Source organism: Candidatus Nitrospira salsa (assembly GCF_965152625.1).
Genome location: NZ_CBCUCO010000005.1, coordinates 329,169 through 343,494, shown reverse-complemented (window position 1 = coordinate 343,494; position 14,326 = coordinate 329,169). Strand labels below are relative to the sequence as shown.

The 14,326-nt window shown below is 47.0% G+C and carries 14 protein-coding genes; 6 read left to right on the top strand and 8 right to left on the bottom strand.

Annotation, left to right across the window (positions count from 1 at the left end; translation table 11 throughout):
• Positions 1-26 precede the first annotated feature (26 nt).
• Entirely contained in the window at positions 27-905 is an 879-nt protein-coding gene (locus ACWQXP_RS22120; RefSeq protein ID WP_454065053.1) for a phosphatidate cytidylyltransferase, read from the bottom strand.
• Positions 902-1,699 carry an isoprenyl transferase gene (locus ACWQXP_RS22115; RefSeq protein WP_454065052.1) on the bottom strand — a complete coding sequence of 266 codons (798 nt, stop codon included), beginning with the start codon at positions 1,697-1,699 and terminating at the stop codon, positions 902-904. Before ACWQXP_RS22115 ends, ACWQXP_RS22120 begins: the two co-directional genes overlap by 4 nt.
• A gap of 246 nt (positions 1,700-1,945) precedes the next feature.
• On the opposite strand from ACWQXP_RS22115, the gene tldD reads away from it, so the two are divergent.
• From tldD to ACWQXP_RS22095, 4 genes are all read left to right on the top strand, one after another.
• Positions 1,946-3,388, top strand: a complete 1,443-nt coding sequence (tldD, locus tag ACWQXP_RS22110) for a metalloprotease TldD (protein ID WP_454065051.1) — start codon at positions 1,946-1,948, stop codon at positions 3,386-3,388.
• A gap of 64 nt (positions 3,389-3,452) precedes the next feature.
• Positions 3,453-4,823, top strand: coding sequence for a TldD/PmbA family protein (locus ACWQXP_RS22105; protein WP_454065050.1), 1,371 nt, complete (start codon positions 3,453-3,455; stop codon positions 4,821-4,823).
• 84 nt (positions 4,824-4,907) lie between these two features.
• A complete protein-coding gene (locus ACWQXP_RS22100; RefSeq protein ID WP_454065049.1) occupies positions 4,908-5,408 on the top strand; it encodes a hypothetical protein in 501 nt (166 codons plus the stop codon).
• A gap of 228 nt (positions 5,409-5,636) precedes the next feature.
• A complete protein-coding gene (locus tag ACWQXP_RS22095) occupies positions 5,637-6,281 on the top strand; it encodes a lysophospholipid acyltransferase family protein (RefSeq protein WP_454065048.1) in 645 nt (214 codons plus the stop codon).
• Between the two features lie 12 nt (positions 6,282-6,293).
• On the opposite strand, the gene ACWQXP_RS22090 is transcribed toward ACWQXP_RS22095, so the two are convergent.
• The 4 genes from ACWQXP_RS22090 to ACWQXP_RS22075 all read right to left on the bottom strand — a co-directional run bounded on the left by ACWQXP_RS22090 (position 6,294) and on the right by ACWQXP_RS22075 (position 10,132).
• Positions 6,294-6,944, bottom strand: a complete 651-nt coding sequence (locus ACWQXP_RS22090; protein ID WP_454065047.1) for a uracil-DNA glycosylase — start codon at positions 6,942-6,944, stop codon at positions 6,294-6,296.
• Positions 6,945-6,980: 36 nt separating this feature from the next.
• The gene (locus ACWQXP_RS22085) at positions 6,981-8,381 is read right to left on the bottom strand and encodes an FAD-dependent oxidoreductase (protein WP_454065046.1); all 1,401 of its coding nucleotides are present in this window, start codon (positions 8,379-8,381) and stop codon (positions 6,981-6,983) included.
• Positions 8,378-9,262, bottom strand: coding sequence for a presqualene diphosphate synthase HpnD (gene hpnD, locus ACWQXP_RS22080; protein WP_454065045.1), 885 nt, complete (start codon positions 9,260-9,262; stop codon positions 8,378-8,380). The genes ACWQXP_RS22085 and hpnD overlap by 4 nt, the downstream gene beginning before the upstream one ends.
• 315 nt (positions 9,263-9,577) lie before the next feature.
• Positions 9,578-10,132 carry a hypothetical protein gene (locus ACWQXP_RS22075; RefSeq protein WP_454065044.1) on the bottom strand — a complete coding sequence of 185 codons (555 nt, stop codon included), beginning with the start codon at positions 10,130-10,132 and terminating at the stop codon, positions 9,578-9,580.
• Between the two features lie 489 nt (positions 10,133-10,621).
• On the opposite strand from ACWQXP_RS22075, the gene ACWQXP_RS22070 reads away from it, so the two are divergent.
• Together ACWQXP_RS22070 and ACWQXP_RS22065 are read left to right on the top strand one after the other, a co-directional pair.
• Complete coding sequence (locus tag ACWQXP_RS22070; protein ID WP_454065043.1) at positions 10,622-11,035, top strand: secondary thiamine-phosphate synthase enzyme YjbQ; 414 nt, start codon at positions 10,622-10,624, stop codon at positions 11,033-11,035.
• Between the two features lie 349 nt (positions 11,036-11,384).
• Positions 11,385-12,398: a hypothetical protein gene (locus tag ACWQXP_RS22065; RefSeq protein ID WP_454065042.1), complete on the top strand. Its 1,014-nt coding sequence runs from the start codon at positions 11,385-11,387 to the stop codon at positions 12,396-12,398.
• Positions 12,399-12,502: 104 nt separating this feature from the next.
• On the opposite strand, the gene ACWQXP_RS22060 is transcribed toward ACWQXP_RS22065, so the two are convergent.
• Complete coding sequence (locus tag ACWQXP_RS22060) at positions 12,503-13,366, bottom strand: PHP domain-containing protein (protein ID WP_454065041.1); 864 nt, start codon at positions 13,364-13,366, stop codon at positions 12,503-12,505.
• 18 nt (positions 13,367-13,384) lie between these two features.
• Positions 13,385-14,326 carry a dihydroneopterin aldolase gene (locus ACWQXP_RS22055; RefSeq protein WP_454065040.1) on the bottom strand — a complete coding sequence of 314 codons (942 nt, stop codon included), beginning with the start codon at positions 14,324-14,326 and terminating at the stop codon, positions 13,385-13,387.

Below are 14,326 nucleotides of genomic sequence, written 5' to 3'. Positions count from 1 at the left end.
CGCATTCGATCTCGAAATATCCGGGATTATTTGGTGAGCAGCATATAGTAATAAAAGGTCGGAGCGGTTAACAGCAAGCTGTCAATTCGATCAAGAATGCCTCCATGCCCAGGGATCAATGAACCAGAATCTTTCACTCCGGCACTTCGTTTAAAAGCCGATTCAGCAAGATCCCCTAATAATCCCACACAGGCGAGCAAAATGCCAATGATGAGACAATGAAGTAATGAGAGAGACGGAAGGAACCAGAAGTGGCTCAGTATCGCAAGCACAACGGAGAAGATAATCCCCGCCATAAAGCCTTCCACTGTTTTCTTCGGACTGAGTCGAGGGGCTATTGGTCGTTTTCCTATTGAAGCGCCAATATAGTAGCCACCCGTGTCGGCTGCCCATGTCACCAAGATCACAAAGAAAATAAGAAGATCGCCTGAATTGAGTTGACGAATAAGCAGGAGATGCCCTAGGCAGAGTCCGATATAGAAAATACCGAAAAGAATGGCCACCGGCTGTGGGAGCCGTTGCTTCAATTGTTGGGGGATGAACATAAAAATTAAAAGGAGTACGACAACAATGAAGGTAGAGATCATGATTGGGAGGAGATAATCTGTCCACTGTAAAGCTGCTAAAAGGAGTCCGACTAAGCCGATCCAGAAGGTAGAGGAAAGAGAAGATGGAGAGGTCGGAAGTGTAACCTTTGTGAATTCCCAAAACGCTAAGCTTGCGACAATAAAGATCAGAGCAAAAAAGGCAGCTGGTGGAAGATACCGTATAAAAACGTAAAACAGTGGGGCAAAGATCAGTGCCGGATAGACGCGTTGCAGGGTGAATCGGTGCGGTTTGGGCTGAGCCTCTTGGCTCGTCCCCTGTTGTGACGAGGGGTTAGAATCTCTGGCGTCGTTCTTCACAGCCCATTCTGCGGGGAACCCGTGTGGGACACGCGCCCAAATCTTCGTTCACGGCTTTGATAGTCAAGGAGAGCCGCAAGCGTTTCTTGACGACGAAAGTCAGGCCAGAGGGTCTTTGTGAAATAGAGTTCGGTGTAAGCGATTTGCCATGGCAGAAAATTGCTGATACGTGTTTCTCCGCTGGTTCGGATCAATAAATCTGGGTCGGGAAGGCCATGTGTTGTCAGGTACCCTTCAAAGAGGTCTTCATTAATTTGTCCTTCGCCTACGACGCCGAGTTGGATATCTTTCACAAGATCTTTGACCGCATCAATAATTTCGGCGCGCCCTCCATAACTTAACGCCACGGTTAGCACTTGCTCGGTAAAATGTTGCGTTTCTTCAGCAACGTCTTGGACTAAAGTCCGAACAGCGCGAGGAAGTTTCTCTAACCGTCCAATCGGGAAGAACCGAACGCCGCGTTCCATAAATAATTGGCGTTCGTGTTTCAAATACTCATCTAGGAGCCGCATGAGCATTGAGACTTCAGCTGCAGGACGATTCCAGTTTTCATGAGAAAACGCATAAATAGTGACATTGGGGATGCCGACTTCGTGGCAAATATCCAGTACATCACGGAGCGCGGTGAGGCCTTGACGGTGTCCTTCAATCCGAGGGAGCCCACGAAGCGCGGCCCATCGCCCATTACCATCCATAATAATTGCGACATGGCGTGGGAGAAGGTCGGCGTCTAATTGCGCCAATAGATCAGCTTCAGCGATTTGACCAGGAGACACAACTTGAGAGTTGCTCATGAATAGGCTACGAGGGTCAGGAATTGGAGAATGATACTAGGAAAGTTCTGAAGAACACGACAAACTTTAGTCTAATGAGGAATAAGATATTTGTCAAACGGAATTTTGTCTCTGATGGGGGCGCTCTACTTCTCAACGTTTCCATTCTACTCGAAGGTATTTAGGACAAAATTGCACCATCAAAAGAGGATGGGCTATACTCCATTTTCTTGTCACGACTGTATAAGCACACAAAGGGACATGCGAATGACAGATGTAACAACACCAGGTCTTAACCATTTTTCATTGCAAGAACGTGATGTTCTTCAGGCTCTGAGTCGTGTCAAGGCGCGAGATGTCGATTATGCCGATATCTATTTTGAGTCAAATATTTCTGAATCGGTCTCGATGGAAGAAGGTATTGTCAAGCGTGCGGTGAAACATATCGGTCAGGGAGCGGGAGTTCGCGCAATGGCTGGGGAGAAGACGGGTTTCGCGTATTCAGATGCCCTTTCCAAGAAAGACCTGGAAATCGCGGCAGATACTGCCCGGTATATAGCCAACTCTCCTCAAGGAGAAACGCCCATAGCTGTGACTCACCGTGCCGGCCCTGCGCAGAACCTCTACCCACAGAATCAACCAGTGAGTGAAATAGCGACCGAAGAACGTGTGAAGCTCCTCAATCTTATTGACGCGGCAGCTCGAGAGTATGACCCACGTATAGCCAAGGTGATGGCATCATTTACCACTGAACACAAAGTGGTGATGGTCGCGAATTCGGATGGACAGCTCGTTGGAGATGTTCAGCCATTGTCGCGCTTGCAAGTGACCTGTATTGCGGAAGAGGGGAGTAATCATCAAGTCGGGTCATTCGGTGGAGGTGGACGTGTCGAGTTTTCGTATTACTATGAAGCCGATCGGGTTCGTCAATTCGCACGCGAAGCCGCTCGTCAAGCCATTCTGAATTTACAGGCGGTTGATGCACCGGCGGGTGTGATGCCTGTTGTTCTGGGAAACGGGTGGCCGGGAATTTTATTGCATGAAGCGATTGGTCATGGGTTGGAAGCCGATTTTAATCGTCGAAAGACCTCGGCGTTTAGTGATCTGATCGGGCAACGTGTAGCGTCAGCGGTCTGTACGATCGTTGATGACGGGACATTGCCATTTCGACGCGGGTCACTCAATATGGATGATGAAGGTACACCAACCTCTCAAACCATGCTTATTGAAAAGGGCATACTCCGTGGATATATCACGGACCGATTAAATGCCAAACTGCTTGGCATTCCGCTCACCGGAAATGGGCGACGGGAGGACTTTAGAAGCATTGTGCTTCCACGGATGACCAATACCTTTATGTTGGCCGGAGAGTCGGATCCTGAAGATATTGTCCGTTCAGTCAAGAAGGGTCTCTATGCGGTTTCGTTTGGCGGAGGGCAAGTTGATATTACCAACGGTAAGTTTGTCTTTTCTGCCAGCGAGGCCTATCTGATTGAAGATGGAAAAGTGACCAAGCCTGTTAAAGGGGCCACGTTGATCGGGAGCGGTCCTGATATCCTCAAGCAAGTATCGATGGTCGGTTATGATCTGCAACTTGATGCCGGGATTGGAACATGTGGAAAAGAGGGACAGTCTGTGCCTGTTGGAGTTGGTCTCCCAACTCTCCGTATTGATGAAATTACGGTTGGAGGAACCAGTGTTGGAGGGTAATCTCAAATGGAGCCTTTCTCAGCAAGTCTGGTACGCTCTTACGCTTTAACTCAGAAACTAACCTATGACTAAATCTCTAGTACTGGAACACCAGCAATTTGCCGAATTGGCCGCAGAAATGCTTGATCGTGCGAAATCACTTGGGGCCACTGAAGCCGATGTCCTTGTTGCAGAAGGTGACTCAGTCTCTGTGCAAGTCAGGCTTTCGGAAGTTGATCGTCTGTCTAAGGCGCGAGAGAAAAGTCTTGGGTTACGGGTCTTTTTTGGTAAGCGGTCCGCTTCCGCATCGACCTCTGATTTTTCTCGAGAATCGTTGTCTCGTTTGGTGGCCGATACATGTGGCTTAGCGAAGGCTGTGGCTGAAGATGAGGTCTCTGGCCTTCCGGATGCTAATCTGATGTCTCAGGATTTTCCCGACTTGAATGTCTACGATGCGACAACTTTGAGTGTGGACCAAGAAATCGATTTAGCACGACGAACGGAAGACGCGGCGATGTCTGCCGATTCACGAATTACTAACTCTGAAGGTGCCGATTGTGCCGTGTCCCATGGAGCAGTGCTTCTGGCGAATCATCATGGCTTTGTAGGCTGTCATCAAAGTTCCTCATACTCGCTCTCTGTTTCTCCCATTGCAGGCGATAGCCATAACGGAGGAATGCAACGGGATTCTTGGTATTCCGTGAAGCGAAAGTATCATCAACTTGATAGTCCGGAAACTGTGGGAAAAGAAGCGGCTCGTCGAACCCTTCGGCGTTTAGGGGCCAAGAAGATCTCAACGCAGCAAGTGCCAGTCGTCTTTGATCAAGAAACTGCACAAAGTTTATTAGGACATTTGGCGACGGCGGTTTCGGGGTACTCGCTCTATAAAGGGGCGTCATTTTTATTGGGATATCTTGGTAAGCGGCTGGCTCCAGACTTTGTTACCGTCTATGACGACGGGCGACTGCCAGAAGGATTGGGATCTCGTCCGTTTGATGGTGAAGGATTGGCGACCCAAAAAACTTCAGTTCTCGAAAATGGCATGTTAACCAGTTATCTATTGGATACCTACTCAGGCAGAAAGCTTGGAATGAACTCGACTGGCAATGCGTCACGTGGGGTTGGCGATAACCCCTCTGTTGGTCCAACGAATTTATACTTGGAGCCCGGAACGTCTTCTCCAGCAGAGATTATTGGCTCAGTCAAGCAGGGTTTGTATGTGACCGAGTTAATTGGATTCGGGGTGAATATGCTGACCGGAGATTATTCACGTGGTGCGGCCGGATATTGGATTGAGAATGGAGAGCTCGCGTATCCGGTTGAAGAAATTACGATAGCGGGAAATCTCAAGCAAATATTTTCTGACATTGCCATTGTTGGCAATGATCTTGAGTTTAGAAGTCGCATTGCCAGCCCGACTTTGAAAATTCGAGAAATGATCGTTGCCGGCAATTAGTTCAGCTTGCGAACGGTCAACGGTTTGCGTCAGGAGAAGTTGCAAGTTTGTCACATGAAAATTATATATTAAGGTAAGGAATCTATGCCGCTTGATATCACAGATGGTGAAAAAGCTCTTCAATTAATGACCTCTCGATACAATCAACGTGAGTGGAGAAAGAAAATTGAAAAGATGCTTTCTCTCCCACCCAGTGGGTTAGAGGATGACGTTCAACGCAAAGTCTTTCTCTACTTGAAGCTTGGACTTCAAGCGTATAAATCACGTCGAGCTGATGCTCCGTCTTGGATTGTTGGTGGGTTTGCGACAAAAGAAGTTATTGATCGCGCTCGCTTCAAGCCCACCGTGATTGATGAAACAATATCAGAAGACGACGTCAAGCTCTTAGGCGTCGATCCAGGTGACGAGGTCAACGAAGTCTGGTGGGACGAAATGTTAATCAGATGGTATGTGAATCCAGAAGATGAAGTATTTGAGGACCTGCCAGAAGCTGATGCTGAAAATACAGAGTCTCACGAATCCGATGAGACGGCAACGCCATCTGATGAATCTAACGAACCGTCTCCTGTCTCTAAGGAATCATAGGGTAGAGATTTCCTCGATTTGTTCTCTTCATAAATACGATCATTCACAACTGTTCTACTCGCATTTTTGTCGTTCTATTCCAGCCACGATCATATTTCGTTATTTTCGTTACGCTTAGGTGAACTCCCTGTCCTGATTCAGAGAGAGTTCATTGCGTTTATTATGGAAGGGTTCAGTAACATTTCTTGTCTTGGCACGTGGCCATACTTCTGAGAACCGTCAAGAGTCATGGGAAAAACACTCAATCAATTCAACTGTACTTGGCTGTCTTGGCTGAATCGACTCGTCTGTCGAGTCATGTTTCGAGTGACAGGCGAACGGTCATCTCCTCTCCCTGACAAGGGACCAGTTTTGTTAGTGTGTGATCATTCTTCACTTGGAGATCCTCTTGTTTTACTCGCCACTGCCGGACGGCACATTTCGTTTTTGATGGCACATGAAATCTATGCGTCATGCTTTCAATGGGCCTATGAAGCCATGGATACGATACCTGTACGTCGAGGCCGTCAAGACATCAATGCTGTTCGTGGTATGCTTCAGCGACTCCGTCAAAATCAGGTCGTTGGACTTTTTCCTGAAGGAGGTCTTGATAATTTCCGCATGGAAGAGGGGCGTCCTGGTATCGGATATCTGGCCTTAAAGACTGGAGCGCCGATTGTGCCAGCCTCTGTGGTCTGGGCGAAAGAACGATCGGTGACGTCAATTGTTCGCACACTGTTGATCCCTTGTCGAGTTATGGTTCGTTATGGCAAACCGTTGACCTTTCAGAAAGAATTAAAGCCAGACCGCGATCAGATTGAGAGGGTGACATCGCAAGTTATGAACGAAATTAAACGACTTCGAGAAGATATTATGGTGAATGCCGGTAAGTGATGAGTCGGACTTTTAAAACAAATCCATTTGTTGAGGCTGAGTGTCTGCTTCGGCCTGGGACTCGTTGGCTTTTAGTCCTGCGAGATCTGATGAATTGGAGGGATCTGGAGGATTCTTCATCTTGTCGAGAACATTTTTGAGTTTTTGGAAATCTTCTTTGAGAGGAACTCGAAGATTTCCTTGATGCAGTGCCGCTGCCGGATGCAGTAATGGAAAAAGCGTGAAGTCTGGGCGTTGGAATGTGCGCCCACGGACTTTGGTGATTCCTATTTTTTGGCCGAGGAGTGTCTGTGTGGCGAAGTTCCCGAGGCTACAGACGAGTTTCGGATTAATTAATTTGATCTGTTCCAAAAGGAATGGTTGACAGGTTTCAATTTCATCCGCTTGCGGGTCACGATTGTTGGGTGGACGACATTTGACAACATTGGCAATGTAGATTTCTTGACGAGAGAGACCAACTGATTCAAGTAATTCCGTGAGTAGTTTGCCTGCAGCTCCCACAAATGGCTCACCCTGTTTATCTTCATAATAGCCAGGACCCTCACCCACAAACATGATGTCGGCATCGGGATTTCCAACGCCAAAGACGACTTGTGTGCGACCAGATGACAGGCGACATTTTTGGCAATCTGTGAGTGATGTTTTGAGTTCATTCAAGGTCATACGCGCATCTTAGAGTTCGTTGAAAGGCTTGTCAATTCAGCGGTGTGCGATTAAATCAAGGACCGATTGGGTGCAGAGATTTGCACTGATAATGCTACTTTCATGCGATGGAGGAGAACCGGTGTCGGTCCACGGTCCTACTAAAAAAAAGTTTGAGAGTGGACTTTTTTGAATTGGACGGAATACCGAAGTCTCAGGTTGACAAGGCGTAAAGGTTCGAGTGTGTTGAATGATGGACGTTGATAACGACGCGTGTATGTGTTGATTGAGTGGTGAGGGTAACATATCGGATAGTTCTGAAAGAGTGTCCCGATCAGATTTTTCATCTGCCGGCTGCTCCCTGGTTGTCACGCATGATAAGCGTGTGCCGTTTGAAGTGAGATCAGGAGGGTGTCGTAATGGCTGAAGGGCGATCCAGTTGAAGGCGCGGGGGAAGAGAAGCAGTCTTGCTTTGGGTATAGCGTCGGGAATTTCAAGGTGAGTGACGAGCGTCGAGAATTCTTGTAATTGTGCTAAATTTGAAAAATAGGCATATTTTGTCAGGATGCGATCGGATAGGCACGCAATGAGATTTTTTCGTGGAAAGGCGGAAATATAGCATTCTGCTGTGAGTGTTGTGCCATCATGTAATTTTACTCCTGTGAGACCTCTCGCATCATATTGAAAGTGTGTGACTGTCGCATGCTCGTGGAAAGCGATATGTTGAGCAGCCAGAGTCTTTCGAAGTGGTGTTAAGAACAATGGGTCTTCGTCAAGCGGAGAAATGACGGTTCGATTCTGCTCTCTTGCTGATAAAAAGTATTGCACGAGCGTGGTTTTGAAATACTCAGCTGAACTTTGGGTCACATCAGAGCCAAGAAAGAAATGACATAAGGGATTCCAAATATTCTGGATCGTGTGTTCTGATTGTTCTAGTGTGGAAAGCCAGGTTTGCACACTTTGGTTCTTCAAATCTGGAGGGAGCTCAAGGTCTCCTTCCCAATACTGTTCAAGCTTTTTGAGTAATGTCCAGCGTTCTGTCAACGACATGCCTTGAAAGCGTAATAATCCAATTAGCGTGTGGAACGGTGTTGGAGCCCATAAAGGTTTGAAGGGCGCAGATTGTCGAGTGCGAGTCATAAGCTCTAGTGTGACAGGTGGGAGAGATGTCAGATGAGAGAGAGGCTGGAGTTCTCGCAAGAGGGACCATGTGGCATGTTGAAACCCATGGATCACCAACGGCATGCTGTGAATATGATCAAACGTTTTTTCTGTGCGATCCAAAGAGTGAAGAGTCTTTTTTGAAGGTGTATCAGGAGAAAGCGCTGCCGTGAGATGTTTTGAAGGATGGATTTGGCTTTGGTCGACGATCGATACTTGAAAGCCATGTGATGCGAGACGAAAGGCCGTCGTAAGGCCAGAGAGTCCAGCCCCCATAACAAGAATGTGAGGCTTCACGCTTGTTGTGTCGTAGACCCAAATAGGGAGGAACGTAGCCAAATGCCGGCTGCAATGAGCAGTCTATTGAGTGAGGGTAAACTCACTCGCGGTCCAAAGACTTGATAATTCTTGGCTTCAATTTGATCAAGAATTCGACTATACACCCCACGCATAATTTCAGCGACGATTAGGGAGCGACGGTCGGTCGGTGGTAGGGTCTGGAGAATATGCTGAGCTTTCGCGTAATACTCTCGTGCTCGTTCGCATTGAAACTTCATAAACTCGACAAACTCCGGTGTATGTTGACGAGCTAATAAGTCCTGCTCGGAGTATCCAAATCGTTCAAAGTCTTCCTGGGGTACATATATGCGGTTGTTCTCGGCATCACTCCCAATATCACGGAGAATATTTGTGAGTTGAAAGGCGAGACCAAGGTTCGTTGCATATTCCGTGGCTTCTGGTGCACGTGTCCCGAACACTTTCAAGCAAATAAGACCCACCACTGATGCGACCCGATAGCAATAGGGGTAGAGATCTTCAAATGTCTGATAGCGTTTGATGGTCAGGTCCATTGCGACTCCAGAAATAAGATCTTGGAAGTAAGTCTCTGGAATATCCACATGTTGGAGGTGATGACCTAAGCTGATGGTCACCGGAAAACTGGGAGTTCCCTCATAGGCAGCGGTGACTTCTTTTCGCCAAAGCATGACCTGGTCAAGTGGATCGCTTCCTGCCGGGGGTTCGTCGACGGCATTGTCGACTTCACGACAAAATGCATAAATCGTGTACATCAAATCTCGACGGTCAGGTGGCAAAAACAAGAACGAGTAATAAAAATTACTCCCACTATTCTTTGAGACGTCTTTGCAATAGGCTTGTGCGTCTTGGGGAGATATCATTCCACTAAAGAAAGTTAAAGGGTGATCTATTTAAATTCATGCGATTGGTGGCTCAGTGTCACCTGTCTTTATTGACTAACTGCTGTCTTGTAGAAGTAAGCATATTCGATGATGCCTATCTTATCACAGTCGCACAAGTCATTTAAATTCGAGTAAAGAGAAGTGTTTTGCTGTGTTGGATGGGAGCGCTCGGATAGCTTTCATTGAGGGAGACATTTACATGTCATTGGCGTCTGGTGTTGTCTTGAGGTTTGGCTCATCAACGTGCAGGAATGGTCTACGCTCAATCTGATGTCTCATGTCGGAAAGAGGTGACTAGAGTTTTTTCTGAAGATGTTTCTCTAAAATCCACCCTTGCTCACCTGCTGAGGTGGTGATGTAATACATCCATTCCCCGTTCACGGTCTCACCATCAAGAATTGTAAGAATATCTCCCTTCTTGACGATAGATCCGGACTGTCTGCCTGCCGAATCACTGGAGAGTGTAATGGGAGAATTTTCCTTAGAAGATCCCGGAAGTAGCGTTACGGTATCGCCTTCTCCAAACTTTGGTGTAGATGTCATGGCCTGAGAAGGGCGTTGAAGGGGTTGTTCAGAATTCACTGGAGGTGTTGTCAGGCTATCTGAGGCGACAGGCATTCCTGGGAGTTTCGCCAGATCAGGTTTCATAGTCCAATATAGGAATCCGACGGCAATCAATAAAATGAGAATCCAGAGGAGAGGCCGGCGAGTTGGGGGCTTGTGCTGTTGCAACTCGTCATCTTCTAACCCTTCGTCAAACTCTAAGTCCTGATCGGGCTCTTGGGCCAAGACCGTGGACCATTCTGGGAGCGAGTTCTCAAAAACTGCTGAGTTAGAGTGTCCAGTCATAGTGGGGATGCTCCAGTTTGAAAATGGCAGCGATAGGACTTATGCAAGAATTCTTCATGAAATAGACCGTTGTCGGGAGTCTGACTAAGGTTAACTACCAATTAGATTCTACATACCATCACTTGGGTACCTTGTCAAACGAAAGGTGACGTGATGCGTTATATATACATGTGAGGAACCGTCTGATTTTTATGAAATCGCCTGCCCTAATTGTAACTGTTTTGTTGGATTGAAAAAAACATAAACATTGCGAAATATAAGTGCCGAAAAAATAGTTTCTGAATGGACGTAAAATGGTTCTGTTGTGAATAGCCAACCTACCGTCTCAAGTCTGGACGATTGTCATGTGTTGTCGTTGTCATATGGCACTCTGTTTATTTCTCGTGTTCACCCGTTGATTAAAATGGCTGAACGGACAATCGTCTTGCATCTCATGATGACCTGAGGCAGAATGGTTCTAGCGCTTATTGTTTGAAGGGGAACATTGAGGTGAAGTCCTTCCGGGAAGAATTATGGTTTCAGACAGAAGAAAGACGTGCCTATATCAATATCACATCTCGTATCGAACGTGCAGTGACCAAAAGCGGCATTAGAGAAGGATTGGTCTTGGTTAATGCTATGCACATTACGGCCAGTGTCTATATCAACGATGATGAACCGGGTCTGATAAAAGACTATGACGAGTTTTTAGAAAAACTCGCACCTCAAGGTGCATCGTACCGCCATCATGCAACAGGAGAAGATAATGGTGATGCCCATATTAAACGGCAACTCATGGGGCGGGAAGTTGTCGTCGCGATTACGAATGGAGCCTTAGATTTTGGGCCGTGGGAACAAATTTTTTATGCGGAGTTCGATGGCCGACGAAAAAAACGTGTCTTGGTTAAAGTTATTGGTGAGTAGGACACGTGTAATAAAAGTATTGATAATGACCGTCCTCTTCTTGAACAAAGTGATAATCGCATGGACCATAAATGGCTTAAGTCTACCGTATCCTATAGCCGTTTCAAATAACTTCCGAGGTTTGAGGCGAAGAATTACGCTGTGGCAGTCTCAATAATTCGACTGGAAACTCATTGGATTCGCTATAGTTGTACGTCGGCTATCACCGACTCTGTTGAGTTGAATAAATCAGGAAGTTGCCTCAGAGAAGTGTTACGGTAAAGTATGGACAGACGCCTCGTGAAAAGTCATGCTAGAGTGATTCAGAAATTTTCATCAAAACATTTTCATGTCTATGTGGAGTTGACGTATGTCGAGTTGGTATCGACCTGATCCTCTCACGAGAGACTTGATCCATCTGATCAATGCACGTCGGCATGATCATGGAGATTCGGAGCTAGCAATCGAAGTCCTTCAAGCACTGCTGGATCAAGAACGTGAGCATGATGTCTTGACCGTACTGGCTGCACTGGATGAAAGTATGGCTGAGTGGTTATTTGATCTCTTAGCCGAAGCTTCTTGTGCGGTCTTAATTGAAGGTCAGCCAGAAGATAAAGACACCTATGCCATTTTGGCTGCTTTGGAGTTGCCGCTTCAAGCGAACTTGCCAGCTCCGTTGGGGTTAAAGCTTGACCCCATCGCCACGGCTGACTTGCTACGAAAACATCTTCACCTCTCAATTGGTTCGGTTGTCAATGTGGAGCCTCGGTTATTGACGGATACCACGCTTGATTTTCTCAGTCTTCAAAAAATGCATGAACATATTACGGGGGTCGCCAGTTCTCAACGCAGGCTCCCCATTGCCGCACGGTTGCACCCACCGGTAGAGTCCACGGCTTTTTTATTTTTTGAAATTGTTGGTGTGCCTGATACTGATTTACCCAAGGCCTTACAAGAAGAAGATTGTCAGGGATTAATCCAAGGAATCGTGTCTCAATGTCCGGAAGTTTCGTCAGCTCCTCATATGCTGGAAGCCCCTTCATATGCCGCGTATGCAATGTTTGATGCACAAAATGCCGTTCGATTGCATCGTCTCGCTGATGAAACCGCTGCGGTCTGGCACGACTTGGAAGTCCCAGTGCGCAGTCGGACGATTGTGCACCTACATACGCAATGTGGGAACGGTGTCTATATGCCAGTTTGGACTGATCTCTTTGATCCGGATTTACCAGAGGACCATGGGCCGATTTGGACATCTCCCGATGTGTGGGTGTTTACGGCAGATTTGCCGATTGAGTGGCCGGGTGAAATGTTAACCAATCGATTGCTGGCCGAAGGCTGCGCACGATTCGAAAATCATATCGTGGAAGCACCAGAAAACTAATCTATGAAAAAATCACAATGAAATATGAAAAAGTGCTATTGAAAAATAACATAGGTTGAAGGAAAGGTGTTTTCTTTTAATTGATATTTTGCAGTTTACACGGTTCACGGTGAAGCTTTTTGGTTTCCTGCCGCACATGTCCTCAGTTGTTCCAGAGCTTGTTCTGGTATCTTCAAATTTCCTTTGCCAATTCCCACGTCGATATCAGGTCTTGTCGATCCGTGGAAATCACTTCCCCCTGTCACGACCAAGTCAAGTCGATGAGCCAGGTTGAGGTATTCAGATGTTTGTCGTGAAGAATGGGCACTATAATAGACCTCTATGGCTTGCAAGCCAAGTGTCTTCAATTCCTGACAGGCTACCTGTAATTCACTGAGAGAGTTTCTGACCCAGCTAGGATGAGCGAGTGAGGCGACACCGCCAGCATCGCGAATCCAACGAATGGCTTCCTGAGCATCCGGTAATTGGCGGGCTACGTAGGCTGTGGATCCTTCTTTCAAATAACGAGAAAAGGCTTGTTCGATAGTTGGGACATAGTGTTTCTTAAGGAGAACTCGAGCAACATGCGGTCGGCCAATCGAGCCACGACCAGCGACCGCTTTCACGTCTTCGTAGGAAATAGTGACGCCTAAACTTTTCAGCTTGTCAATGATTTTTGGTATCCGTTCATGGCGGCTTTGGCGGAGAAAGGTCAAATGTTGTTGAAATTGTGGATTTTCGTGGTTGACGAAATAGCCAAGGATATGGGTTTCCTTTCCTCGATACAAGGAGCTCACCTCGACGCCTGGAATGACTTCAATGTCATAAGAAGAGGCAGCCTCTGAGGCTTCAGTTATCCCGTCAGTCGTATCGTGGTCCGTCAGGGAAAGCACCCCAACTTGCGCATGATGAGCGAGCTTCACGAGGTCCGTTGGAGAGAGACTTCCATCGGAATATGTGCTGTGGAGGTGGAGGTCGATGCGTCTCATGAGAGAAAGGGGAAAAGACTACTCCTTTTGTGCGACAAGCTGTGCCGTGAATACCGGTTCTTTCCCTTGTGGGCTTTTGTGCTCACCTTCTTGATAGTGCAAGATTCGAAGTCCGTTGGTGAGTTTCAATAATTCATTATGTTCAAGGCAGAAGTCTTTATTTCGAGGATGTTGATGAACGATCTGATTATCAATTAAAAACGTTTCGTAGAGTAAGCGGCCTCCTGGTTTGAGTGCTTCAATGATTGGAGGAAATAGAGGACGAAAGAGATAGAAGAAAACGAGAATTCCATCGTAGACTTCCTTGCCAAGGTCTGGCGGGTTGGCAGGGTTTGCCTCTAAATCGATACGTTGTGTCACAAATTGATGGGCAGCGATGCTTGGGTTGTGTGCCGCTAATTCTTGCGCCTGAGCCAAGGCTGCCTCATCCCGATCGATGCCGACGACTGACAATCCTCGTGCGGCAAGATATCGTGCATGACGACCGGAGCCAGTGGCAAGATCCAGGATTTTCCCTGGACCAAGGTTGGCGGAGTGTTCGAGAAAAAACGGACTGAGTTCGCTCTGTTGATTGGTCGCTGGCTGTTGATGAGAGGTTTGTGAACGCGACTGTGAGCGCCGAACACCAACCGAGCCATTGATATGGTCTAACGGAGGTGCCGTTTTTCGTACCCACATTTCAAGGTGAGTAATGGGGAATTCTTGGAAAAGAGTTTGACTGATGCGTTCAGCTAAGGCCTCAAGTATGCAAAATCTCGATGTGGCCGCGATGTCTGCGACTCGACCCACGATTTTTCCATAGTCGACTGTATCTATTAAATCATCAGAAACTGCGGCTCGTGCATTGGCACAGTGTATTGTAAGATCAACGACAATGGGCTGCGGTTGCCGTCGTTCCATACTGGTCACGCCGCAATGGACTGAACATTGGATACCTTCAATAATAATTGAATTTTCCAT

What these genes read in the sequence shown, in the direction of transcription:
- ACWQXP_RS22115 (WP_454065052.1), bottom strand. Translation starts at nt 1,699, where the DNA reads ATGAGCAACTCTCAAGTTGTGTCTCCTGGTCAAATCGCTGAAGCTGAT.
- tldD (WP_454065051.1), top strand. Translation starts at nt 1,946, where the DNA reads ATGACAGATGTAACAACACCAGGTCTTAACCATTTTTCATTGCAAGAA.
- ACWQXP_RS22105 (WP_454065050.1), top strand. Translation starts at nt 3,453, where the DNA reads ATGACTAAATCTCTAGTACTGGAACACCAGCAATTTGCCGAATTGGCC.
- ACWQXP_RS22100 (WP_454065049.1), top strand. Translation starts at nt 4,908, where the DNA reads ATGCCGCTTGATATCACAGATGGTGAAAAAGCTCTTCAATTAATGACC.
- ACWQXP_RS22095 (WP_454065048.1), top strand. Translation starts at nt 5,637, where the DNA reads ATGGGAAAAACACTCAATCAATTCAACTGTACTTGGCTGTCTTGGCTG.
- ACWQXP_RS22090 (WP_454065047.1), bottom strand. Translation starts at nt 6,944, where the DNA reads ATGACCTTGAATGAACTCAAAACATCACTCACAGATTGCCAAAAATGT.
- hpnD (WP_454065045.1), bottom strand. Translation starts at nt 9,262, where the DNA reads ATGATATCTCCCCAAGACGCACAAGCCTATTGCAAAGACGTCTCAAAG.
- ACWQXP_RS22075 (WP_454065044.1), bottom strand. Translation starts at nt 10,132, where the DNA reads ATGACTGGACACTCTAACTCAGCAGTTTTTGAGAACTCGCTCCCAGAA.
- ACWQXP_RS22065 (WP_454065042.1), top strand. Translation starts at nt 11,385, where the DNA reads ATGTCGAGTTGGTATCGACCTGATCCTCTCACGAGAGACTTGATCCAT.
- ACWQXP_RS22060 (WP_454065041.1), bottom strand. Translation starts at nt 13,366, where the DNA reads ATGAGACGCATCGACCTCCACCTCCACAGCACATATTCCGATGGAAGT.
- ACWQXP_RS22055 (WP_454065040.1), bottom strand. Translation starts at nt 14,326, where the DNA reads ATGGAAAATTCAATTATTATTGAAGGTATCCAATGTTCAGTCCATTGC.